Annotated in this window: 21 protein-coding genes; 12 read left to right on the forward strand and 9 right to left on the reverse strand. The window is 62.3% G+C overall.

What is annotated here, in order from left to right:
- Positions 1-11: 11 nt before the first annotated feature.
- Complete coding sequence (locus tag BMY67_RS10925) at positions 12-752, reverse strand: class I SAM-dependent methyltransferase (protein WP_092771343.1); 741 nt, start codon at positions 750-752, stop codon at positions 12-14.
- 183 nt (positions 753-935) lie between these two features.
- Between BMY67_RS10925 and BMY67_RS10930 the strand changes: the two genes are divergently transcribed.
- On the forward strand, positions 936-1,964 hold the full coding sequence (locus tag BMY67_RS10930) for a Gfo/Idh/MocA family protein (RefSeq protein ID WP_092771345.1): 1,029 nt from the start codon (positions 936-938) through the stop codon (positions 1,962-1,964).
- Positions 1,965-2,028: 64 nt separating this feature from the next.
- On the opposite strand, the gene BMY67_RS10935 is transcribed toward BMY67_RS10930, so the two are convergent.
- The gene (locus BMY67_RS10935; RefSeq protein ID WP_092771347.1) at positions 2,029-3,150 is read right to left on the reverse strand and encodes a porin; all 1,122 of its coding nucleotides are present in this window, start codon (positions 3,148-3,150) and stop codon (positions 2,029-2,031) included.
- Positions 3,151-3,385: 235 nt separating this feature from the next.
- On the opposite strand from BMY67_RS10935, the gene BMY67_RS10940 reads away from it, so the two are divergent.
- Positions 3,386-5,089, forward strand: coding sequence for a DEAD/DEAH box helicase (locus BMY67_RS10940; protein ID WP_245745019.1), 1,704 nt, complete (start codon positions 3,386-3,388; stop codon positions 5,087-5,089).
- A gap of 81 nt (positions 5,090-5,170) precedes the next feature.
- Here the strand turns inward: BMY67_RS10940 and BMY67_RS10945 are convergent, their stop codons facing one another.
- From BMY67_RS10945 to BMY67_RS10960, 4 genes are all read right to left on the reverse strand, one after another.
- Positions 5,171-5,725, reverse strand: coding sequence for a hypothetical protein (locus tag BMY67_RS10945; protein WP_092771351.1), 555 nt, complete (start codon positions 5,723-5,725; stop codon positions 5,171-5,173).
- Positions 5,726-5,856: 131 nt separating this feature from the next.
- Positions 5,857-6,633, reverse strand: a complete 777-nt coding sequence (locus tag BMY67_RS10950) for a SanA/YdcF family protein (protein ID WP_177189788.1) — start codon at positions 6,631-6,633, stop codon at positions 5,857-5,859.
- An 81-nt stretch (positions 6,634-6,714) separates the two neighbouring features.
- On the reverse strand, positions 6,715-7,146 hold the full coding sequence (locus BMY67_RS10955) for a GlcG/HbpS family heme-binding protein (RefSeq protein WP_092771355.1): 432 nt from the start codon (positions 7,144-7,146) through the stop codon (positions 6,715-6,717).
- A gap of 45 nt (positions 7,147-7,191) precedes the next feature.
- Positions 7,192-8,268, reverse strand: a complete 1,077-nt coding sequence (locus tag BMY67_RS10960) for a chloride channel protein (protein ID WP_218144612.1) — start codon at positions 8,266-8,268, stop codon at positions 7,192-7,194.
- Here BMY67_RS10960 and BMY67_RS19490 point away from each other — a divergent pair.
- From BMY67_RS19490 to BMY67_RS10995, 8 genes are all read left to right on the forward strand, one after another.
- Entirely contained in the window at positions 8,248-8,424 is a 177-nt protein-coding gene (locus BMY67_RS19490) for a hypothetical protein (RefSeq protein WP_218144613.1), read from the forward strand. The two genes, BMY67_RS10960 and BMY67_RS19490, sit on opposite strands and share 21 nt — an antisense overlap.
- Before the next feature lie 467 nt (positions 8,425-8,891).
- Positions 8,892-10,094, forward strand: coding sequence for an acetate/propionate family kinase (locus BMY67_RS10965; protein ID WP_092771359.1), 1,203 nt, complete (start codon positions 8,892-8,894; stop codon positions 10,092-10,094).
- Between the two features lie 302 nt (positions 10,095-10,396).
- On the forward strand, positions 10,397-12,445 hold the full coding sequence (locus BMY67_RS10970; protein ID WP_245745002.1) for a VWA domain-containing protein: 2,049 nt from the start codon (positions 10,397-10,399) through the stop codon (positions 12,443-12,445).
- Positions 12,446-12,592: 147 nt separating this feature from the next.
- Positions 12,593-12,988, forward strand: a complete 396-nt coding sequence (locus BMY67_RS10975) for a hypothetical protein (RefSeq protein ID WP_092771361.1) — start codon at positions 12,593-12,595, stop codon at positions 12,986-12,988.
- A 44-nt stretch (positions 12,989-13,032) separates the two neighbouring features.
- Positions 13,033-13,998 carry a pseudouridine synthase gene (locus BMY67_RS18960; protein ID WP_092771363.1) on the forward strand — a complete coding sequence of 322 codons (966 nt, stop codon included), beginning with the start codon at positions 13,033-13,035 and terminating at the stop codon, positions 13,996-13,998.
- Positions 13,998-14,942 (forward strand): alpha/beta hydrolase, encoded by a 945-nt coding sequence (locus tag BMY67_RS10985; RefSeq protein WP_092771369.1) that lies wholly within the window; start codon positions 13,998-14,000, stop codon positions 14,940-14,942. The genes BMY67_RS18960 and BMY67_RS10985 overlap by 1 nt, the downstream gene beginning before the upstream one ends.
- Positions 14,943-15,269: 327 nt before the next feature.
- The gene (gene dnaK / locus BMY67_RS10990) at positions 15,270-17,222 is read left to right on the forward strand and encodes a molecular chaperone DnaK (RefSeq protein WP_092771371.1); all 1,953 of its coding nucleotides are present in this window, start codon (positions 15,270-15,272) and stop codon (positions 17,220-17,222) included.
- 340 nt (positions 17,223-17,562) lie between these two features.
- A complete protein-coding gene (locus tag BMY67_RS10995; RefSeq protein WP_177189789.1) occupies positions 17,563-18,714 on the forward strand; it encodes an FAD-dependent monooxygenase in 1,152 nt (383 codons plus the stop codon).
- Positions 18,715-18,961: 247 nt separating this feature from the next.
- Here BMY67_RS10995 and BMY67_RS11000 read toward each other — a convergent pair whose 3' ends face one another.
- The gene (locus tag BMY67_RS11000) at positions 18,962-19,756 is read right to left on the reverse strand and encodes a hypothetical protein (RefSeq protein WP_092771375.1); all 795 of its coding nucleotides are present in this window, start codon (positions 19,754-19,756) and stop codon (positions 18,962-18,964) included.
- Positions 19,757-20,048: 292 nt separating this feature from the next.
- Positions 20,049-20,711, reverse strand: a complete 663-nt coding sequence (locus BMY67_RS11005) for an ABC transporter ATP-binding protein (RefSeq protein WP_092771377.1) — start codon at positions 20,709-20,711, stop codon at positions 20,049-20,051.
- A 144-nt stretch (positions 20,712-20,855) separates the two neighbouring features.
- Here BMY67_RS11005 and BMY67_RS11010 point away from each other — a divergent pair, with 144 nt between their 5' ends.
- Together BMY67_RS11010 and sucC are read left to right on the forward strand one after the other, a co-directional pair.
- Entirely contained in the window at positions 20,856-21,995 is a 1,140-nt protein-coding gene (locus BMY67_RS11010) for a glycoside hydrolase family 113 (RefSeq protein ID WP_143069786.1), read from the forward strand.
- A gap of 242 nt (positions 21,996-22,237) precedes the next feature.
- Positions 22,238-23,431: an ADP-forming succinate--CoA ligase subunit beta gene (sucC, locus tag BMY67_RS11015; protein WP_092771381.1), complete on the forward strand. Its 1,194-nt coding sequence runs from the start codon at positions 22,238-22,240 to the stop codon at positions 23,429-23,431.
- Positions 23,432-23,537: 106 nt separating this feature from the next.
- Here sucC and BMY67_RS11020 read toward each other — a convergent pair whose 3' ends face one another.
- Complete coding sequence (locus BMY67_RS11020) at positions 23,538-24,020, reverse strand: Ohr family peroxiredoxin (RefSeq protein WP_092771383.1); 483 nt, start codon at positions 24,018-24,020, stop codon at positions 23,538-23,540.
- Position 24,021 lies beyond the last annotated feature (1 nt).

A 24,021-nucleotide genomic window follows, 5' to 3' on the forward strand; every position in this document is an offset into this window, starting at 1 on the left:
ACCGGGCCCGTTTATTCTTTCCGGCCCAGCCGCCCGAAAACCGGAAACGTTACCAGCCGCTTGCCTGGCCCCCACAGGCGCGTCAGCTCCCCGGCTACCAGGGCCACCAAATCGGCGCCGTGGTGCTGGCGGGTGTAGTTGGCGGCGGCCGACCAGGAGCGCAGGTAACCCAGCATATCGGCCACCAGCCAGTGCCGGACAACCGTAAAGCGCGCCCGCTGCACGTCGGCGAAAGGAAAGGGAATTTGGGCGTACTCTTCTGCGATATGCCGGCGGTTGGCATCCCAGTACGGAGCCGAGGTTTCGTCGTGAAACCGGTTAAGCGCCTGGTTCAGGGCCGCCTCGTCGGTGTGGCAGAAGCTGTAGCCCCACTCGGCCAGCACGCCGCCGGGCCGCAGCACCCGCCGGGCTTCGTGGTGGAAAGCGGCGGGCTCCAGCCAGTGCAGGGCCTGGGCCACGGTAACTAAATCGAAGCTGTTGGCCGCGAAGGGCGTGCTTTCGGCCGGGCTGAGCTGGTACCGGACATTGGGCAGCGCCGGGGCCCGGGCCAGCTGGTTGGCGCTGATGTCGGTGGCATCTACCTGCTCAAACTCCCCGGCCAGCACCGCCGCCACCTGCCCGTTGCCGGTGGCGCAGTCCCAGGCCCGGCCCCGGCCCGCCACCTGCGGCAGCAGCCACTGGTAGAGAGCCGGCGGGTAGTCGATGCGGTAGCGGGCGTACAGGTCAGCCTGCGCGGAGAATCGGTCGAGCATGGGTTCGTTGTCAGTTGTCAGTTGTCAGTTGTCAGTTGTCAGTTGTCAGTAAAGAACGTCATTCTGAGCGCAGCGAAGAATCATGCGTGAGGTCGTTTAACTACATTTGAACATCAGCCTACGAGATTCTTCGCTGCGCTCAGAATGACGTTCTTTACTGACAACTGACAACTGACAACAAAAATGCTTCCCATCCAGACCGGCCTGCTGGCCTACGGAATGTCGGGCCGCGTATTTCATGCGCCTTTTCTGAGCACTAGCCCCCTTTTCGGGCTGCGGGCCGTGGTGGAGCGCCACCGCCAAACCGCCGTCCAAACCTACCCCGATATCATCAGCTACGATTCGGTGGCGGCTCTGCTGGCCGACGATGTGCTGGAGTTGGTCGTCATCAATACACCCAACGACACGCATTTTGCGCTGGCCCGGCAGGCGCTGCTGGCCGGCAAGCACGTGCTCATCGAAAAGCCCGTAGCCACCACTCCGGCCGAGCTGGATGAGCTGCTGGCCCTGGCCACCCGGCAGCAGCGCCACCTGCTGGCCTACCAGAACCGCCGCTGGGATTCCGATTTCCAGCTGGTGCGGCAGGTGGTGGAAAGTGGCCGACTGGGCCGGCTCACGGAGGTGCATTTCCGCTTCGACCGCTACAAGGTGGCCCTCAACCCCAAGCAGTTCAAGGAAGACGCCGCCGCCCCCGGTAGCGGCCTGAGCTTCGACCTGGGCCCCCACGTGCTCGACCAGGCCTTGAGTTTGTTCGGAGAGCCCGCCCACAGCCGCTTTACGCGGGCCAGCCACCGCCCCAACTCCCGCGTCGACGACTATTTCCACGCCCACCTCGAATATCCTGAAGGCCTGCACGTATTCGTGACCGGCAGCCTGCTAACGGCCGCGGCGGGCCCGGCCTACGTGCTGCATGGCACGGCTGGCTCGTTCCAAAAAAACCGCACCGACGTGCAGGAAACCCAACTGGTGGCGGGGATTTTGCCCACCACAGCCAGCTACGGCCACGAGCCGGCCGGTGCCGAAGGTGTGCTCACACTGGCTACCGAACCGGGCCACTTTCAGACTGAATTACTACCGGCTCCGGCGAGCAACTACGCCGGCCTGTTCGATGCGGTGTACCAGACCATCCGCCACGCCCAGCCCTTCCCCGTAACCCCCGAGCAGTTGCGCTGGCAGCTGGAAATTCTGGCGGGCCCAAATCCCCAGGGTTGAAACCCTGGGCTAGTCAGCGGTTCCGTTGGGGTCTACGTAGCCCAGAACTGAAGCCCTGGGAATTTTAGAACGACAGCGCGATGCTGCTGGTGAGGTTGCCGTAGCTTTTGGTGGGGTTGCCGTTGCGGTCGGTAAGAAAGTCGTGGCCGGAGTTGAACAGGCGGCCCTCGACGCGCACGGCTACGTGGCTGGTGGGCAGGTAATCGAGGTTGAGCGAGCCGGCCCGGACGTTGAAATCGGGGTCGGTGAGGGCGGGCGTGGTATTGCGTATGGCTACGCCGTGGTCGGCGCTGAAATACTCGGCCCGGGCCCCGAGGCGCCATTTATCGGCCAGTTGGTAGCGGGCCAGCAGCGTGCCGGTGTACCAGGTATCGGCCCGGGCATCAGCTTCGGGGCGCTGCTGTTTGCCTACATCGCACACCAGCGCCAGGCTCAGGCGGTCGGAGGCAGCGTAGCGGGCGTAGAAATCGTGGAAGAAGCGGCGGCGGCGCACCAGGCCCTCGGGCTGCTCGTTGCCATAGAAGGTGCTGGAATTGATGAGCAGTTTGTCGGTGGCCTGCCACTGAATTTGGGTGCCCAGGGCCTTGGCCTGGTTGGTTTCGCGGATATTCTGCCAGCCGTTGAGCACCAGGGCCGTGAGCGTGAGCTTAGGGTCCATTTCGTAGGTGAACTTCACGCCGGCCTCGTAGTAGGGCGAACCCTCGGCGGCCAGCGAGCGGGTCAGCGTCCAGTTGTTCTTGCTGAGCGCCGACTCGATGCCGATATGCGAGCTGAAGATACCGGCATCAATCCAGGCCTTGCGGAAGGGCCGAAAGCCGGCGTAGGCCTGGTAGATGTTGCGGATAATGGGGTCTTCGGGGGCGTAATTGGCCGAGGGGTAGGTGCCGGCGTGCAGGCCCACTTCGCCCCGCACCTGGTCGTTATCGTAGCGCAAACCAATCAGGCCCTGGTTCACCGTAAACTCGTTCTGGCGGTTGTGGGAGAAGATAAAGTTGGGCCGTTCGTGGCCGCGGGCATGCTTGAAATCGTAGCCGTAATACGCATCCACAAAGCCATACACCGTAAAAGGGTTGCCGGGCTGGGTAACGGCAGTGGCTGCCGAATCGGCGGGGGTGGTTTGGGCCGTGGCGGTGGCCGGCAGCAAGGTCGGGGCCGTAGCCACCAGCAGCGCGAAAAGGTGCTTCAATGCAGGTTAATTCAGAAGGAGAAGTCTTTAACCTACGGCAGAATGGCCGGCGGGGATAAAATGGCGCTATAAAACCGGTCCGCCCTTTATCTTCTATCTTTGTTAGCAGAGCACCACCGCGGTTTGCTGGCCCAGAAACGACAGGTCAGTCTTTTTTCATCCTCCTTTTTCAAGCTGAACCTTGACGTTTTCTGAATTCAACCTCCACGACGATTTGCTGGCCGGCGTCGACGCCATGAACTACCAGCAGGCCACCCCGATTCAGGAGCAGGCCATCCCTAAAATCCTGGAAGGCAAAGACCTGATTGCCTGCGCCCAGACCGGCACCGGCAAAACCGCCGCCTACCTGCTGCCGCTGCTCGACAAGATTTCGCACGCCAAGCACGGCACCACCTCCACGCTCGTGCTGGTGCCCACCCGCGAGCTGGCCACCCAGATTGATGAGCAGGTAACGGGCTTTGGCTACTTCGTGGAAGCCAGCTCGATTGCCATTTACGGCGGCGGCAAAAGCGAGGGCTGGGAGCAGCAGAAGCGCGCCCTCACCTCGGGGGCCGATATTATCGTGGCCACGCCCGGCCGCCTGATTGCCCACATGCAGATGGGCTACGTGAAGTTCGAGGACCTGAAGTACCTGGTGCTCGACGAGGCCGACAAGATGATGGACATGGGCTTCTCCGATGACATCCTCAACATCGTGCGCCAGCTGCCCAAGGTGCGCCAGACGCTGCTGTTCTCGGCCACCATGCCCACCAAAATCCGCGACTTCTCGAAGCAATTGCTCCAGGACCCCGAAGAAATCCGGCTGGCCGTGAGCAAGCCCGCCGCCGGCATCGACCAGCAGTTTTATATGGCCTTCGACCGCCAGAAAATCTACCTGCTCGAACACATCATCAAAACCCAGGATGTGCAGAGCATGGTGCTGTTTACGAGCCAGAAAGCGGCCGTGAGCGGCATCGTGCGGGCCATCAACAAGCTCGGCTACGTGGCCCAGGGCATCAGCTCCGACCGCACCCAGGAGGAGCGCGAGCAGATCATGCGCGAGTTCAAGAACAAGCAGTTCCCGATTCTGGTGGCCACCGACGTGCTCAGCCGCGGCATCGACATCGACTCGCTGAGCCACGTGGTGAACTACGACATTCCGCGCGCCGCCGAAGACTACGTGCACCGCATCGGGCGCACGGCCCGCGCCGCCACCAAGGGCACGGCCATCACCTTCATCTCCGACCAGGACCAGGACCGGGTGGTGAAGATTGAGAAGCTCATTGAGCGCGAAATCGAGAAGCTCGACATCACCGAGTGTCTGGGCCTGGGCCCGGCGCCCGAGTTCGACCCCAAGCGTTTCAGTGGCCTGGGCGGCAAAATAGGCGGCCGCCCCGAGCGCGGTGCCCGCAGCGGCGGCGCAGGTCGCACCGATGGCGGTGGCGGCCGTTCGGGCGGTGGGGGCCGCGAGGGGGGCCGCGAGGGGGGGCGCGACGGCGGCAACCGCCCCGACCGGCGCGGCGACAAGCCCGATGCCGACCAGCAGGCCCGGATTGCCCGCGCCCAGGCCAACCTGGCGGCCCTCGATGCCGGCCAGGCCCCGGCCCAGCCCTACCAACGCCCGCCCCGCGAAGACCGCGACGACCGGCCGCGCCGCGACAACGACCCCAACCGCCCCCGCCGGGCCCCGCGCCTGCCCCGCCCCGAAGGCCAGGTAACACCGCCCGGCGAGGGCCACCCCTCCGAAGGCTCGGCCGACGCCCCCGCCCGCCAGGCCCCGCGCCTGCCCCTGCCTGCCGATGCGCCCGGCGCCCACATCAGCGGCACCGAAAGCGAAGGTACCGAGGGCGAGAAGCGCCGCCGCAAGCGGGGCGGCCGCAACCGCAACGGCCGCGGTCCCCGCCCCGAAGGCGGCGATATGCCGGCCGCTGAAGGCCCGGCTGCTACCAGCGGCGAGTAAGGTTCAGACAGGACATTAAAAAGCCGCCGCTGCTTCGAAAGAAGTAGCGGCGGCTTTTTAATGTAAACTGCCACAGGGCAATCAGAGGCTCTGGGGAAACACACTCAGTAACACTGCCACTAAGCAGATGGCCGGGTACAGCCAGGAGATTGTGCGCCGGAGGCGGTAGAGCTTACGCCCGAAGAACGGCAGGCTCATCAGGCATGCCAGCCAGAGCAGCGGCACCAGCAGCGGGAATGGGAAGAAAACCAGGAAAAAGAACGTGCCGTCGCCGAAGATGCCGCTGTAGTTGGCGTTGTACGCTCGTTTCCAGAGCGGCACCAGCTTCTGCCGGGCCAGTTGCTGGTGCCACTCGGCTTCCGAGCTGAACCGCTGAACTTGCTCGCTGGCTTCGTTGATAATCAGATACCCCGATCTGGAGTCGGCAATGGTGTGCTGGCGGTAGAAGTAGAAGTGCTGAAATTCGACCACTGTGGTATCGAGGGTCATGGTAATCCAGCCGCCGGCCGAACCGTCGTGGTCGAGGCGGTGGCCATAGGGCGTTGATTCCTGCCAGGCCGATAAGCCGCCCGCCGAGGCGTTACCGGTGCATATCCCCGTCAGCAGCCAAAACAGCAAAACGTAAAGGATTTTCATACTGCGGGTTACGGCATGTTCGGCATATTTGCTGGCTATCTATTTTACAGCAATTATTTTACATTTCGAATATTTAAAGCACCATAAAACAAGAAATTACTTGTCCTTTATTCTACGCTATTCGGCAGATATTATAACTGCTCCAGTATGATATTCGAGCTTTTATTCGTATCTATTTTCGCGCCGTAGAACTTTGCTTCCCTGTTTATCAGGCAGTCTATCCATGATTTCAGGATAGCCATATTCTCTCTGAGGAAATACCTGATTTTCCCGTATGAGGTTTTCGTTGCGTAGCCAGTTGCGTTTATTCCTTTCTGCCGGGCAATATACACAGCTCTGGGCAGGTGAAATCCCTGGGAAACGACGATGGCATTGTCAATCTCGAATATTTTACTGGCCCGCTCCATAGTCGAGTAGGTATCAAACCCGGCATAGTCTCCGTATATTTTATCTTGCGGGATGCCATTTCTAATGAGATAATTATTCATCACTGAAATCTCATCGTGTGACTTCGTGCTATTATCTCCCGAAAGCAATATTTTTTCTATGCGGCCGGCCTCAAAAAGTGCTAGCGCATCGTTCAGCCGGTACTTCAGGTAGCTACCGGGTTCGTTATTATTTTCAATGGCAGCGCCCAGGACGATGGCAAATGCTTTATTTTCTACCTGATCAATCTCCGTGAAAATAAACTTATCGACTGAGTGCCGCACATAAACCGGAACCGCTACCATTGCGGCCAGCGCCAGCACCGCCAGCGAAAGCGTCTTTTTTTTGAGTGAAGTCATGGCTTGGCTTGCGCCTTTGGTAGTGGAAATTCTCACCCAAAGCAAATATTCCAAATAATTTGATTTGACCTGGTTCTGCGGAATCTGCCGGCGGAAAGCTAGCCAATTACGTGCTTCTGCCACGCGGCGGCAGCCAGCCACCTGGCTCCGACTGCTTTTGGAAGCGGGCCTTAATGAGTAAAGCAGGAGCTGAGTGCAGTCGGCCTATTCCGCCAGCGCCCGGAGGCCTGCTTTGGCAATGCGCACATCCTCCGAGCCGTGCGCCCCGCCCACCCCGATGCCGCCCACCACCCGGCCGCCGACCACAATGGGCACGCCGCCGGCCATCAGGAGCATGTTTTCGTCGAGGTAGCGCACGTCTTCGGGAATGCTGCCGTCCATGATGCCGCGGGCAATGTCGGCCGTTTCGCGCTTTTGCGAGTTGGCGGTATAGGCTTTTTTGTAGCTCGCCCGCAGCGTATGCACGCCCGCCTGGTGGTCGCGCAGCACGGCCAGCGTCTGACCCGAGCGGTCGACTACCGTGATAGAAACGGCGTGGCCGCCCTTCTCGGCCTCGGCGTGAGCGGCCTGCACCATCGCCAGGGCCGCTTCGGCCGTCAGCACGGGTTCGGAAGGAAGTACGGGGCGGATGGTCATTGCAGGGAAGAATACAGCGTGGCGGCGGCTGGAACTCGGGGCGGCTTACTCAGCCTGCGCTTTCAGGGTCAGGAAGTTGTCGTAGGTGTACACGTTGTAGGGCAGCATCTTTTTGGCACACAGGTAGGATATCATGCTGCCCAGCAGCATCGGAAAGAAGAGAGCGTAGCCATTTGGGGCCAGATTGCACACCAGAATAAGGGCCGTGAAAGGGGCGTACAGGGCCGCCGACAGCGTGGTGGCCGCCCCCAGCATGGCGAAGTTCAGCAGCACCAGATCGGTGCCGAAAAAGCGGTTGCATACGGCCGCGAAGGCCAGGCCCAGAAAGGCGCCGGCCACGATGCTCGGAGCAAATACGCCTCCGTCTCCGCCGGCGCCCAGCGTGAGCGAGGCCGCCAGCGGCTTCAGCACCACCAACAACAGCAGCAGCCCCACGGAAAGCGGCTGAAATTCGACAGCCTCCTTCAGAATCGACTTCAGGCCGTGGTAACTGTCGCCGTAGAGCGTGGGAAAGTACAGAATAAGAATTCCGATAATGAGGGCTCCGGTGTTAACCCGAATAAAATTATTATCTATTTTAGCAAAAACTGTTTTTATTTTAATAACCAACGCCGTGAAATAAACTGCCAGCACGCTGGCTAATAAGCTCAGAACCACAAAAAACGGCACCGCCTGCCAGTTCCAGCCGCTGATGACAAAAGGCAGCAGGGAATGATTATCGAAGGAATAAATAAATATCCAGGCAGCCAGAGCCGCCACCGTGCAGCTAATCAGCACCGTTTTTCTCAGCCCTTTTGCAATTACCTCCAGCGCAAAAAGCCAACCGGCCAGCGGGCTATTGAAAAGCACGGCCACGCCCGCAACCACCCCGGCACAAATCAGCTCCCTTTTGTACTGCCGGGCCGAAAATTCCCGCTCGTAGGTGGCATTACCAATGGTGGCGCTGGCTACCACCGTAGAAACTTCTATGCCAGTCGAGCCGCCGAAGATGACGGTCAGGAAGCCGTTTAGGTAGTGCGAAGGAATTTTAAAGAACGGCAGGTGCTCCTTTCGCTGATCCAGCGTTTTATAAATTTCCGTGATACCCTTGTTTTTTCTATTTTGAAAAAGGTATTTCCGCAAAAAATAAATGGCGGTGATTCCGATAGTAGGCAGCAGCACTACTGCAAACCGATAGCCACCGGCCACTTCGGCTATTTTTTCTTCGAAATGTTCGGTAAGATTTTTCAGCGAGTAGGCCAGCAGGGCGCTGCACAAGGCTACGAACAAGGCCGTTAGAATAAGCTTGGCGTAGTTTTGGGTTATTATTATCTCTCTTCGTTTAAACGGCATTATCCGGGAGCGTAAAAAGAATACAAGAAAGTCAGACGAACCTGCTTTCGCCAGGCAAAACAACTTGCCACCGACGGTTTGGTTTGGGGCCGGGGCAACCGGACGGGTAGTGCCGCCGGCGCCGTGGCGGCCGGCGCAAAGATACGCCGGGCGCTCCTGCTGCTACGGCCCGCAGGCCACTGCCGGCTGCCGCGCGGCAGCAATGGAAGCCCAAAACAACCGCCATCAACGCCCCCCGAGCAGGTTATGGGCCGGCTAATAGGCGGGTCGTTTACCTGGCCGTTGGGCCTGCCAGCCGGCCTTTCGGCAGCCAGCCCGTACTTTACGGCCTGGTTCTTCCCTGTTCTACGCCTTTCTTAATCCTCCCCTTCCGCCCTGGCTCCGGCAATGGACCGGGGGGGCAGTCCGCTACCATGCACATCTTCGTCATCAATTCGGGCAGCAGCTCGCTTAAGTACCAGTTGTTTCAGTGGCCCCACGAGCAGCCGCTGTGCCGGGGCCTCATCGAGCGCATCGGCCAGGCCGAGGGCCAGCTTACGCACTCGGCCCTGGGCCCCGATGGCCAGGAGCGCACCCTTACCCGCACCGAACCCATTGCCGACCACCGGGCCGGGTTGCAGCAGGCGCTGGATTTGCTAATGGACCCCGAAATTGGCGTCATTCAGAGCCCCAATGAGGTGGCCGTGGTGGGGCACCGGGCAGTGCACGGGGGCGAGGAGTTCCGGGAGCCCACGCTGGTTACGGCGGCCGTGAAGGCCAAAATCAGGGAGCTGTTTGCGCTGGCCCCGCTGCACAACCCGGCCAACCTGCTGGGCATGGAGGTAGCCGAGCAGCTGTTCCCGCAGGCCCGGCAGGTGGCGGTGTTCGACACGGCGTTCCACAGCACGCTGCCGCCCCGCGCCTACCGCTTTGCGCTGCCCGAGCGCCTGTACACCGAGCACGGGCTGCGCGCCTACGGTTTCCACGGCACCAGCCACAAGTTTGTGTGCGACGAGGCCCGCCGCCACCTGGGCCGGCCCGAGGCCCGCGTGATAACCGTGCATCTGGGCAACGGCTGTAGCATGGCCGCCACCGAGGCCGGCCGCTCAGTGGATACCAGCATGGGCTTTGGTCCGATGAACGGGCTGGTGATGGGCACCCGCGCCGGCGACACCGACCAGGCCGTTATCTTCCACCTGGTAGAGCAGCTGGGCTACTCGCTGGCGCAGGTGAAGGAGCTGCTGAACAAGGAAAGCGGCATGCTGGGCCTCACCGGCCACACCGACATGCGCGACGTAACCCGCCAGCTCGAAGCCGGCGACGCCCGCGCCCGGCTGGCCTACGACCTCTACGCCTACCGCATCAAAAAGTATCTGGGCGCCTTCCTGGCCGCCCTCAACGGGGCCGAGGCCATCGTCTTCACGGGCGGCGTGGGCGAAAACGACGCCCGCGTCCGCCGCCTGGCCTGCGAGAACCTCGACTTCCTGGGCATCCGGCTCGATGAGGAGCAGAACCAGCGCCGCGCCCCCGGCCTGCGCGACCTCTCGGCCCCCGGCGCCCGCGTGCCGGTGCTCGTCATCCCGACCAACGAGGAATTGGAAATTGCCCGGCAGTGCGCGGGGTTAGTTGGCTGTTAGCTATTGGCTGTTAGCTTTTCCGTGCTGACACCTGCCGGGTGCTTTACATTCTTCCAATCGTGCGAATTTTTCCGGCGCAAACGTGTCAGCCAGCCGCCCGAAGAAGCTGTATCTTCGCACAATCCCGGCTTCACGTTGAAGTTGGGCTGCTTTCACTGCCTGAGTAGGCGCCCGTAAACATGGCGCCGCTGCTCCTGAAGTAAACGACTGGTATTCAAACCAAAAGCTAACAGCTGTCCGCTACCAGCTAACAGCTCATCACTCAATTATATCGGTTCTTGCTGTTATCTGCTTCTCCCTGGTTGATTGGACTGTGCCTGCTGGTGGGCGTAGGCTACGCGGCCCTGCTCTACTCGGCCAAAGCGCCCTGGAGCCGGGCCGTGAACTACGCGCTGGCGGCCGTGCGCTTCGCCGTCGTGAGCTTCCTGTGCTTTCTGCTGCTCTCGCCCTTCCTTAAATCGACGACCACCAGCACCGAAAAACCCACCGTAGTACTGGCCCTCGACAACTCGCAGTCGGTGGCGCTGTTTACGCCGCCGCCGGTGCTCCAACAGGCCACTGCGGGCCTCACGCGGCTGGCCGAAACGCTGCGCCAGAAGGGCTTTACCGTGGAAACCCGCACGCTGGCGGCCACCCGTGCCGCCCGGCCCGATTCGGTGCGGTTTGGCGCTCCGGCCACCGACCTCGACGGGCTGCTGGCCGGCATCGGCGAAACCATGCAGGGCCGCAATCTGGCGGGCGTGGTGCTGCTCTCCGATGGCCTCGTGAACCAGGGCCAGGCCCCCGAGTTTGCCGACTACCGCTTCCCGCTCTACGCCGTAGGCGTGGGCGACACCATTCCGAAGAAAGATTTGAGCCTGCCCGCCCTGAGCTACAACCGGGTGGCGTTCAGCGGCAACCAGTTCCCGCTGGAAGCTGAGCTGGCCTACGACGGCTACGCGGCCGGCACCACGGCCACGGTGCAGCTGCGCGAAAACGGCCGGGTGCTGCAAACCAAGCGCGTAGCTCTGCCGGCCGGGCAGCGGCGCGTGAAAACCACGTTTCTGCTGACGGCCACCGGCACCGGCAAGCGGCGCTACGAGGTGCGCGCCGAGCCGCTGCCGGGCGAGTTTACCCTGCTCAACAATGCCAAATTCGCCTACCTCGACGTGGTGAAGGGCAAGCTGCGGGTGCTGCTGGCCGGGGCCGCCCCCCACCCCGACCTCAAGGCCCTGCGCGCCGCCATCCAGCAGAACAACAACTTCGACCTGATAACTTACCTGCCCGGCATCAGCCCGCTAAAAAACCAGGATTTCGATGTGGCCATTCTGCACCAGCTGCCGGCCCGCTCGGGCGTGGGCGCCGAGGTGCTGGCCCAGGTGGCCGCCCGCCGCGCGCCGGCCCTGTACGTGCTTGGGGCGCAGTCCGATTTTGGGGCCTACAACCGCCTGGGCACCGGCCTGACGGTGCAGCCCCGCGGCTCCCAGACCGATGATGTAACGCCGGTACCCAACCCCGGTTTCAGTCGGTTTACCTTTGAAGAGGACGCGCTACGGCGGTTTTCGGAGTACCCGCCGGTGCCCGTGCCGTTTGGCGAGGCCCGGCTGAGCGGCGGGGCCGAGGCGGCGCTGTGGCAGCAGGTGGGCCGGGTGGCCACCCAGAAGCCGCTGCTGGTGTTCGGCGGGACGCCCGCCCGGCGCCAGGCCACGCTGCTCACTGAAGGCAGCTGGCAGTGGCGCCTGCAGGAAGCCGTGGAGCACGACGACCGGCCCGAGGCCTACGACCGACTGGTGCTCCGCACGCTCCAGCTGCTCACCCAGAACGCCAACCGCAAGCGCCTCGACGTGTACCCCACCCAGGACGCCTTCAACTCCTCCGACGACGTGACGTTCGGGGCCGAAACCTACAACGCCATTTTCGAGCGCACCTACGGCGAGCCCGTGACCCTCACGCTCACCGACGAGCAGCAGAAAACCCGCACTTTCACCTTCGCCCCTACTCCTGATGGCGCGCCGGTGCATCTGGGCGAGCTGCCGGCCGGCCTCTACCGCTACCAGGCCCGCGCCACGCTCGGCGGCCAGGCCCAGCAGGATGCCGGCGAAGTGCTGGTGCAGGAGCAGCAGCTCGAAGCCCTGCAAAGTCGCGCCGACCACAACCTGCTGGCCCAGCTGGCCCGCCGCGGCGGCCAGCGCCTGTACTTCCCCGCCCAACTCGACCAGCTAACCCAGGACATCGAAAAGGCCGGCTACAAGCCCGTTATTTACGAGCAGGAAGACCTCAAAGACCTCATCAACCTGAAATGGCTGTTCTTCCTGCTGCTGACCTTAGTGACGGCAGAATGGGCCACCCGCAAATACTCCGGCGGAGTTTGATTCAGTTGCCAGTTGCCAGTAAAAAGAACGTCATTCAGAGCAGAGCGAAGAATCTCGCGTGCTGACGTTGTAATGGTAATTTAACGTCAGCACGCGAGATTCTTCGCTCTGCTCTGAATGACGTTCTACTTTTTGATTCCAATAAGCATGAAATACTTCCCCCTGCTCATCGCCATCCTGCTGCTCAGCGGCTGCGCGAAATCGACCGATAAAAAGGCTGAACTGGCCGTGCAGGATTTCCTGCGCAACCGGGTATCCACGGCCCGCAACTACTCGCCCGGCAAGTTCCGGCTGCAGCCCTACACCCGTCGCGACTCGCTGCTGTACCTGGCCCAGATGGCCCAGCTCAGCGGCCAGCCCGCGCCGCCCGCCCCCACCCCGGCCGATACGGCCCGCATCGGCATCCTAGTCCACCATGACTACCGCGACCAGACGCCCGACGGTATCCTCATCCGCGACAGTGGCGAGTACGTGGTGCGCCCCAACGGCGAGGTGCGCCTGCTGATTGCCGAAAGCGTCCGCAAGCGCCGGCTGGCCCAGTAGCCGTACCTTTGCCCCCACCTCCTTAACCGCCGTTCACCGCCCCCATGCGCTACATTCTGCTCAATAAGCCCTACGAAGTGCTGACCCAGTTCACCGACGAAACCGGCCGGCAGACGCTCAAGGACTTCGTGGAAGTGCCCGGCATCTACCCCGTCGGCCGGCTCGATTACGACTCGGAGGGGCTGGTGCTGCTCACCGACGACAAGCAGCTCCAGCACCGGCTGTCGGAGCCGCGCTTCAAGGTGCCTAAAACCTACTGGGTGCAGGTAGAAGGCGAGCCCACGCCCGAGGCCCTGGAGAACCTGCGCCGGGGCGTGGATTTGAAAACCGGCTACACCTCACCCGCCGACGTGGCGCTGCTGCCCGAGGCACCCGAACTATGGGAGCGGAGCAAGCCGGTGCGCTTTCGGGCCAGCATCCCCACCAGCTGGCTGCAAATCCGCATTTCGCAGGGCATGAACCGGCAAGTGCGCAAAATGACGGCCGCCGTGGGCTACCCCACCCTGCGCCTGGTGCGCGCCGCCATTGCTGATATGGACCTGGGCGAGCTCCAGCCCGGCCAGTGGCGCGAGCTGACCAACACCGAAGTGCGCCTGCTCACCGAAGACATGGCCGCCCAGACGGCCGCGGCCGGCACCTTCAAAACGCCCAAAACGTCCGAGTACTGGCCCGGCGGCATCCCGCCCGGCGGCAAGAAAAGCAGCGGCAGCCGCGGCGGTTTCACGCCCCCCGGTGGCCCCAAAGCGGCTGGCAGTAAGCCCAACCGGCCCGTGGGTGGCCCCAAGGCTGCGGGCAGCAAGCCCGGCCGGCCCGCCAGCAGCCGCGCCGATTCAACGGATAAGCCCGCCCCGCGCAAACCCGCGGGTGAGCGGCCCGCCGGTGGCCGGCCGGCCGGGGCCAAACCCGCCGGCAGCCGGCCCGCGGGCGGCAAAAGCTTCGGCACGAAGCCGTCCGGTGGCAAGCCCGGCAGCAAGCCCGGTTCGGCGGGTGGGCGCAAGGGGCGCGGCTAATGCAACGGCGGCGGCTGGTGCGGCGGGGGCTGCTGGCGGCCGGGCTGGGGTTGTTGCTGCTGAACGCGGTGGCCTTTTTCCACGCCTGGCGTTTCACCCACTTCACGGCTGATTCCGGCCAATCAACCGGCAGCCCCGAGCAGCTGACGCTGGCCGGCAAGCTGTGGGTACTGGCCACCGGCGTGCGCACGCCCAAGCCGCGCAACCACGCCCGACCCGCGTTTCCGTACGCCACCGTGCAACTGGCCGGCCCCAACGGGCAGCTGGAAAGCTGGTACGGCGCGGTACCGCGAGCCCGGGGCACGGTGGCCTTATTTCACGGCTACACCAGTTCCAAAAGCCAGCTGCTGCACGAGGCCGATTACTTCCGAAGCCTGGGTTACAACGTGCTGCTCACCGATTTTGCGGGTAGCGGCAACTCGCAGGGCTTCCGCTGCACTGTAGGCTACGATGAGGCCGCCGACGTAGCCACCGCCGTGCGCTGGCTGCAACGGCGGCCGGGCCCGGTGTACATCTACGCCAACTCCATGGGCGCGGTAGCCACGCTGCGGGCCGAGGCCGAGCTGGGCCTGCGGCCCACCGCTAACCTGCTTGAATGCCCCTACGGCTCCATGCTGGCCACCGCCCAAAGCCGCTTCCGCTCCATGCACGTGCCCGCTTTCCCGATGGCCAACCTACTGGTGTTCTGGGGCGGGGCGGCCAACGGCTTCAACGCCTTCGCCCTCGACGCCACCGCCTACGCCGCCCGCACCCCCACGCCCACCCTGCTGCTCTGGGGAACCGCCGACCCGCGCGTAACGCCCGCCGAAACCGCCGCCATCTTCACCCACCTGGCCGGCCCCAAACAGCGCCAGGATTTCCCCGGCTCCGGCCACGAGCCGTATTGGTGGAAACACGAGGCCCTGTGGCAGCGTACGGTGGCGGGGTTTCTGAACAGGCTGTAGCGCTCAACGCTGTTTCGCGACGAGCGAAGCGAGTAGGCTAATTGAGTGGTTGTCCGGACGTGGATAGTTGCTTCGCTCGTCGCGAAACAGCGTTGAGCGCTACAGCCCGCGCTACTTTCTTATGCCCGGCTGGCAGAAACCCTGCCCTGCGGATTCCGGTAGAAAGTCAGACCGGCACGAAAAGCCGCCGCGTGGCCCCCAAAAATGACAATCTGTCATTAGAAACGCGCATTTCGGGGGCTGGTACGTCTCTTGTAATTACCGGTGCACGAGGATTTCGGTCCTTTTTCAACTGACAATCTACTTTCTACTCCTACTCATAACATCATGGGCAAAATAATCGGTATTGACCTCGGCACCACCAACTCGTGCGTGTCGGTAATGGAAGGCAACGAGCCGGTGGTTATTCCAAACAGCGAAGGCCGCCGCACGACTCCCTCCATCGTCGCGTTTCTCGACAATGGCAAGGGCGAGCGTAAAGTGGGCGACCCCGCCAAGCGCCAGGCCATTACCAACCCCAACAACACTATCCAGAGCATCAAGCGCTTCATGGGCCGCAACTTCTCGGAGGTTTCTGAGGAGGCTAAGAACGTGCCCTACGAAGTAACCAGTGGCACCAACAATACGGCCACCGTGAAAATCGGCGACCGGAACTATACGCCCCAGGAAATTTCGGCCATGGTGCTTCAGAAGATGAAGCAGACCGCCGAGGAGTACCTGGGCACCACGGTAACCGAGGCCGTTATTACGGTTCCGGCCTACTTCAACGACGCCCAGCGTCAGGCCACCAAGGAAGCCGGCGCCATTGCCGGCCTCGAAGTGAAGCGCATCATCAACGAGCCCACCGCCGCCGCCCTGGCCTACGGCCTCGACAAGGACCACTCCAACCACAAGGTGGCCGTGTACGACCTCGGCGGTGGTACCTTCGACATCTCGATTCTGGAGCTGGACAACGGTGTGTTCGAAGTGCTGAGCACCAACGGCGACACTCACCTCGGCGGCGACGACTTCGACCAGGTAATCATCAACTTCCTGGCCGACCAGTTTTCGTCGGAAAACGAAGGCCTCGACCTGCGCAAGGACGCCATGGCCCTCCAGCGCCTCAAGGAGGCGGCCGAGAAAGCCAAAGTGGAGCTGTCTTCGTCGTCGGAAACCGAGATTAACCTGCCCTACATCACGGCCACGGCCTCGGGCCCTAAGCACCTGGTGGTAAAGCTGAGCCGCTCGAAGTTCGAGCAGCTGGCCGACAACCTGTTCAAGCGCTCGATGGAGCCCGTGAAAAAGGCCCTCCAGGACGCTGGCCTGAGCACTTCGGATATTGACGACGTGATTCTGGTAGGCGGCTCGACCCGCATGCCCCGCATCCAGGAAGATGTGGAGAAGTTCTTCGGCAAGAAGCCCAGCAAGGGCGTCAACCCCGACGAAGTAGTGGCCATCGGCGCGGCTATTCAGGGGGGCGTACTCACCGGCGAGGTGAAGGACGTGCTGTTGCTCGACGTAACCCCGCTGAGCCTTGGCATCGAGACCATGGGCGGCGTGATGACCAAGCTCATCGAGAGCAACACCACCATCCCGACCAAGAAATCGGAAACCTTCTCCACGGCCTCCGACAACCAGCCAAGCGTGGAAATCCACGTGTTGCAGGGCGAGCGGCCGCTGGCCTCGCAGAACCGCACCATCGGCAAGTTCCACCTCGATTCCATCCCGCCCGCACCCCGCGGCGTGCCGCAGGTTGAAGTAACCTTCGACATTGATGCCAACGGCATCCTGCACGTAACGGCCAAGGACAAGGGAACCGGCAAGGAGCAGAAAATCCGCATCGAAGCCTCGTCGGGCCTTTCCGACGCCGACATCGAGCGCATGCGTCAGGAAGCCCAGTCGAATGCCGAAGCTGATAAGGCCGAGCGCGAGAAAATCGAGAAGGTCAACCAGGCCGACTCGATGATTTTCCAGACCGAGAAGCAGATGACCGAGTACGGCGACAAGCTGAGCGCCGGCAACAAAACAGCCGTCGGAAACGCCCTCGCCGACCTCAAGAAGGCTCACGAGAGCAAGGACCTCGGCGCCATTGATACCGCCATGGCGGCCATCAACACGGCCTGGCAGGCAGCCTCGCAGGAGATGTACGCCCAGGGCGGTGCCGAAGGCGGCCAGCCCGGCGCCGACGGTGGCAACCCCTTCGGTGGAGCCGACGGCCAGGCCGGCGGCAACGGCCAGCCCGGTGCTAATGCCGACAACGTAACCGACGTGGATTACGAGGAAGTCGAAGGCAAGCAATAATCACTGATTCGCGCTGATTGAATTGATTGCGCTGATTTCTTTTACGTTTGAAAGGCCCGGAGCAGCTTGCTCCGGGCCTTTTTCGTGGGGTTGTGACACGGTAAAATGTGGCACGATGTAGAAGCGCGGCCTGCCCCCGCCCGCCGATGGCACCATTACAACGATTTTGTTCAATTGCGTTAACGGCAGCGGCGGCCTGCCCCCGCCCCTACGTTGTTCTACAACTGCGTAACAGCAGTTAAGAGCCTGACCATTCGTTGTTCGGTGCATGCACTTGGCTGCCATGCGTTTTCGTCAAGCTTCAGTTTATTCAGATTCACCAGTCGGTAAGAAGAGTGCTATGGCTGATTTCATCATCATCGGGGCCGGTATTGGCGGATTGGCTACGGCACATGCGCTGCTGAATTTGGGCCACGGGGTACGGGTGTACGAGGCCGCGCCCGAGTTGCGGGCGGTGGGCGCGGGCGTGGTGCTGGGGGCCAATGCCATGCGCGCCCTGCACGAGTTGGGCCTGCACGACGCCGTAGCTGCACTGGGCGCGCCGGTGCGGCAGCTACAGCTACTCGACCAGCAAGGCCGCCTGCTGCAAAATGCCGACACCACCGGGTTCACCCAGCGGCTGGGCTTCGAGAACCTGGGGATTCACCGCGCCGATTTGCAACGGGTGCTGCTGGCGGGCCTGCCGGCGGGGGTAGTTCGGCTGGGCGTTCCCTTCGAGCGGCTGAGCGAAACCCCGGCCGGCGTGCTGGCCCACTTTGCCAACGGCTCGACGGCCCAAGCCGACGCCCTCATCGGGGCCGACGGCCTGAACTCGCGGGTGCGGCGGCAGCTGTGGCCGGCGGCCATGCCGCGCTACGCGGGCTACACCTGCTGGCGGGCCGTAGTGGATGCCAGCCAATTGGGGCTGGCCGCCGGCGAATCGGGTGAAACCTGGGGCCGGACGGGCCGGCGGTTCGGGTATGTGCCGGTAGGCGGCGGCCGGGTGTACTGGTTTGCCTGCCTCAACAGTCCCGAGCCCCGCAGCCCCCGGTACCAGGCCTACCGCGCGGCCGACTTGCGGCGCGAATTCGCCGGTTTCCACGCGCCCGTGCCCGAGTTGCTGGCCCTCACCCGCGACGACCAATTGCTCTGGAACGACATTCTGGACCTGCCGCCCCTGCCCCACTTCGCCCGCGGCTCGGTGCTGCTGCTCGGCGACGCGGCCCATGCCACCACGCCCAATATGGGCCAGGGCGCGGGCATGGCCATCGAAGATGCCGCCGTGCTGGCCCGCTGCCTCCGCCCCTGCCGCGCCGACCTGCTCGCCGCTTTCCAGGCCTTCGAGCGGCAGCGCCGGCCCCGCACCGCCCGCATCGTGCGCACGTCCTGGCACCTGGGCCGCGTGGGGCAGTTGGAGAACCCGTTGCTGGTTCGCATCCGCAACGCCGTGATGCGCATGCTGCCCGCCGCCGTCAGTCGGAGCCAGATGGCCTGGCTGTATGAGGAACTGTAGAAGTCAGGTGGTGCTATACCATTCACAAAACAAATTGTGGAAACGGGGTAGACACGCAACATTTTGTGTCTCGTCGTTGCTGACGTTGAACGATCTAACGACATGTGCAACATCAGCAACGACGAGACACAAAATGTTGTGTCTCTACACCAACCTGGCGACTCGCTAACCATCTCCCGTAAAACATAAACACAAAAAAAGCCCGATTCCAAAAAGGAATCGGGCTTTAGTGTGATAAGTCTGACGCTTACGCGGCGGCGGCCGTCTGGCCATTTTCGCGGTCGTCGATGGCTTTCTTCAGCTTGGCAATGGCCTGGGTGGCGCGCTCCTCATCAAGACGGTTGATGTTGAGCAGCATCTTCGTCTTCTCGGCGCGGGTAACCACGGGGTGGTTGAGCAGGCGGATGATTTCCTCCTTCTGCGAGGCCGAGGCGTAGGCCAGAGCGGCGGGCTCGGCAGCGGCCACCGGATCGGCGGGCACAGCCTTCATGGCCACGGGCGCGGCCGGAGCAGCCTGCGGAGCCGGGGCGGCGGGCGTCTCGGCCACGGTGGGCGTGTTGCCGGCGTAGTCCATCTCCTCGGCGGGCGTAGGCTCGTAGCCGGCGGCGCGGATAATCCAGGCCAGAATGTTGCGGTATGCCTTGCCAATGGCACGGGTCTGAGCCATGCTCATGATGGCAAACTCCTGGTAGAACTTCTTGCCCTGCTCCTTGCTGGAGCACACGGCAAAGCCCGCGCCCACGGTCTGACCGCTCTTCAGATCGAAGAGAATCACCTTGGCCTGGTACTTGATTTCCTGCTCGTTGCTGACGTTGATGACGTGCTCGACCACGGGCACGATGCCCAGGCGCGAGCCGGCGTACTGCCAGCCCTCCACGTTCACGAACTCCTTGCCCTGCACGTTGGTCGTGAGCTTGTTTTCCTTGATGAACTTGGCCAAATCGGTGGCCAAATGCAGCGTCTCATCCGAGTGCGACAAATCGTAGCTCTCTACTTTGGGCTTGCGGGTAGGCTCTTTGGGGGCTTTCACTGCTTGGCTCATGGTGCTTTTCCGTTAGGTTCCTGTAATGACATAAATGGCGTTCGGATGTATAACCGCTGCCCAACGCAAATAGTGCAAAAATTCGCAGATTTTTATATAATTTTTCTCGTTGTCTTACAGACTATTACGTAATGAATTACCAAATACATTAGTCGTATTTACCTCGCTAACCCTTTTAGCTCAACCATATCAGCCCCTGCTCTTGCACCAGGCTTATACCAGGTAAGGCAGGGCCACAAAAAAACGCCGGCGGGCAGCCGGCGTTTTGCAGTTGACAGTGATGTGCTGGCGCCTAATTGTCGCCTTCCCAGATGTAGCCGTCCTTCATGGTGATGGTGCGGTCGGCCATTTCGGCCAGCTGGTCGTTGTGGGTGACGATGACGAAGGTCTGGCCCAACTCTTTGCGCAGCAGAAAGAAAATCTGGTGCAGCTCCTGGGCGTTCTGCGAGTCGAGGTTGCCCGAGGGTTCGTCGGCGAAGATGATTTCGGGCGAGTTGATGAGGGCCCGGGCCACCGCCGTGCGCTGCTGCTCGCCGCCGCTCATTTCCGAGGGCTTGTGGTCGGCGCGGCGCTCCAGGTTGAGCATGCCGAGCAGCTCGCGGGCCCGCACCCGGGTTTCCTTTTCCGAGCGGCCCGCCAGATAAGCCGGCAGACACACATTTTCGAGGGCCGTAAATTCGGGCAGCAGGTTATGAAACTGGAAAATGAAGCCGATGTGACGGTTGCGAAACCGGGCCAGATCGGAGCGCCCCAGCGAGCTGACCGACTCGCCATCGAAGAGTACCTCGCCCGAATCGGGGTTGTCGAGGGTGCCCAGAATGTGCAGCAGCGTGCTTTTTCCGGCGCCCGACGAGCCCACGATGGATACGATTTCCGATTTCTCGATGGTCAGGTCGATGCCCTTGAGCACTTCCAGCGTGTTGTAGCTTTTGCGGATGTTGATGGCTTGCAGCAAAACGGATCGGGAAACGGGCCAGATGAGGAGTATGAAAACAAATCTACGGAATGTCGGGCGTTGCGGTGGCATGCGGGCGGGCCGCGGGGCCGGCCGGCGCGTAGAAGTTGGGCCGGGCGTACCTTCCCGGTTCGTATGCTGCTTATGCCCCTCCCCGCTTTTTCCCTCGTGCGCCGGCTTGGCGGACTGCTGCTGGCGGCCGTAGTGCTGCTGGCCCTGGCGGCTGCCTGCTGGGCCTTCTGGCCGCGCGCGGTGCCGGCCCCACTCCCGCCAACTACCGCCTCCCAGGCACTGCCATCCGCCGGCCCACCGCCCGCCGATGGCCGCCTGCGGGGCGTAAGCTGGGTGGGCACCGACTCGGCTTCGATGCTCGATTTGGCGCCGCTGACCAAAGCCGGCGTAACCTGGATTGCCCAGATGCCCTTCGGCTGGCAGGCGGGCGCGGCCGAGCCCGCGGTGCAGCTGCGCACCGGCGCCGGCAGCCGCCGCTACTGGGGCGAAAGCGACGCGGGCATCCTGCTCACGGCCCGCCAGGCCCGGCAGCGCGGCATCCGCACCCTGCTCAAGCCCCACCTATGGCTGCGCGGCCCCAGCAGCTGGTCGGGCGACATTAACATGGGTTCCGAAGCCGACTGGCAGACCTGGTTCCGGAGCTACTCGGCGTTTATGCTACACTACGCCCGGCTGGCCGAAACCGGTAAGCTGGATGCGCTGTGCATCGGCACCGAGCTGGAGCGCACGGTGGGCCACGAAGCCGAGTGGCGGGCGCTCATCAAGCAGATCCGGCAGGTGTACCACGGGCCGCTAACCTACGCGGCCAACTGGAGCGGCGAGTTCGAGCAGGTAAAATTCTGGGACGCGCTCGACTTTATCGGGGTGCAGGCCTACTTCCCGCTCAGCACCCAGGCCAGCCCCGATAAAGCCCGCCTGCTGGCTGCCTGGCAAGAGCCGCTACGCCGCCTGGAAGCGGTGCAGAAGAAATATAATAGGCCGGTGGTGTTCACCGAAGTCGGTTACAAAGCCACCGCCGACGCCGCCATCAGGCCCTGGGAGTGGCCCCAGAAGCTGGACGTGCTGGTGCCCGCCGACGAGGCCACCCAGGCCGCCTGCTACGCCGCCCTGTTCGAGACGTTCTGGCCCCGCCCCTGGTTTAAAGGCCTGTTCATCTGGAAATGGTACCCCGGCCTGCCGCCCGACGGCCCCGCCCACCGCCACGCCGACTTCACGCCCCAGCACAAGCCCGCCGAGCAGGTAATGAGCATGTGGTTTTTGAAAGGGGGATGAGGTGAGGAGGTGAAAGGAAGAAAAAGAACGTCATTCAGAGCGCAGCGAAGAATCTCGCGTGCCAAAGTAATCCCAACATCTGGTTACCGTTGCCCGCGAGATTCTTCGCTGCGCTCTGAATGACGTTCTTTATTACTACCTGCTTCTTCCCTCTACAAGCCAACAATTCCGGCTTCCCCACCAACTCCCAATTCAATTCTGCCTACTTTCGCGGTTAGAAACCACCCCCATAACTGACCTCTATGAACATTCACGAGTATCAGGGCAAAGACATTTTGAAGCGCTACGGCGTGCGCGTGCAGGAAGGCATCGTGGCCGATACCGCTGAGGAGGCCGTTGCGGCCGCCGAAAAGCTCACCGCCGACACCGGCACCAGCTGGTACGTTATCAAGGCCCAGATTCATGCCGGCGGCCGCGGCAAGGGCGGCGGGGTGAAACTCGCCAAAAACCTGGAGCAGGTAAAGGAAATTGCCGGCCAGATTATCGGCATGCAGCTCGTTACCAAGCAAACCGGCGCCGAAGGCCGCAAGGTGCACAAGGTGCTCGTGGCCCAGGATGTGTACTACCCCGGCGAGTCGGAAACCCAGGAGTTCTACATGAGCGTGCTGCTCGACCGCGCCACCGGCCAGAACGTCATCATCTATACCACCGAGGGCGGCGTAGACATCGAGGAGGTAGCCGAGGCGCATCCCGAGAAAATCCACCACGAGCATATCGACCCGCGCGTGGGCCTGCAGGGCTTCCAGGCCCGCAAGATTGCCTTCAACCTCGGCCTGTCGGGCGAGGCGTTCAAGGAGATGGTAAAGTTCGTGACGGCCCTCTACAAGGCCTACGACGAAACCGACTCGGCCATGTTCGAAATCAACCCCGTGTTGAAAACCTCGGACAACAAGATTCTGGCCGTTGACGCCAAGGTAACCCTCGACGAAAACGCCCTCTACCGCCACAAGGACTTCGTGGCCCTGCGCGACACCAACGAGGAAGACCCGCTGGAAGTAGAAGCCTCGGCCTCGAACCTGAACTACGTGAAGCTCGACGGCAACGTGGGCTGCATGGTGAACGGCGCCGGCCTGGCCATGGCCACCATGGACATCATCAAGCTGAGCGGCGGCGAGCCGGCCAACTTCCTCGACGTAGGGGGAGGGGCTTCGGCTGAAACCGTAGAAGCCGGTTTCCGCATCATCCTGAAGGACCCGAACGTGCAGGCTATCCTGATCAACATCTTCGGCGGCATCGTGCGTTGCGACCGGGTAGCCAACGGTGTGGTGGAAGCCTACAAGAACATCGGTGACATCCGCGTGCCCATCATCGTGCGCCTGCAAGGCACCAACGCCGAAGAAGGCGCCCGCATCATCGACGAGAGCGGCCTGAAAGTGTACTCGGCCGTGCTGTTGAAAGACGCTGCTGAGCGCGTAAAAGAAGTACTCGCTAAATAATCAGGAATTTTTAATTCTGAATTTTGAATTGAAAAAGGCCGTTGAACGACTCCCAACAGGGGCGTTCAACGGCCTTTTTCAATTCAAAATTCAGAATTAAAAATTCCTAATTATCCTTTGCCACGCCGGCGTTGTCTTCGGCTTTTACGGGAATGGCTTTGCCTTTCACGCGCAGCTCCACTTCCATATTGCCGCGGGTGCCAACCGAGTACGGGCAGATAGTATGGGCCTGCCGGACCATTTCCACCGTTTTCTGCTCGTCAAAGGATTTCAGGTCCACATCGAGGATGGCCGCCAGGCCATAGGCCTCGCCTTCCTGGAACAGCGAAACGGAGCACTTTACTTCGGTGGCGGGGTCGAGCTTGTCGCCGGCGCGCTGGGCGATGACGAGCAACGCCTGCTGAAAGCACGAGGAGTAGCCGGCGGCGAACAGTTCTTCGGGGTTGGTGGCGCCTTTTTTGCCGCCCAGGCCCTCGGGAACCGACATTTCGAGGTCGATGATGCCGGTGGCGGAACGGACGTGGCCGCTACGACCGCCTACGGCGGTGGCGTCGGCGGTATAGAGAGTCTTTTTTTCGGTGCTTGCCATA

Origin of the sequence: Hymenobacter actinosclerus, assembly GCF_900111515.1 — a bacterium.
GTDB classification, from domain to species: domain Bacteria; phylum Bacteroidota; class Bacteroidia; order Cytophagales; family Hymenobacteraceae; genus Hymenobacter; species Hymenobacter actinosclerus.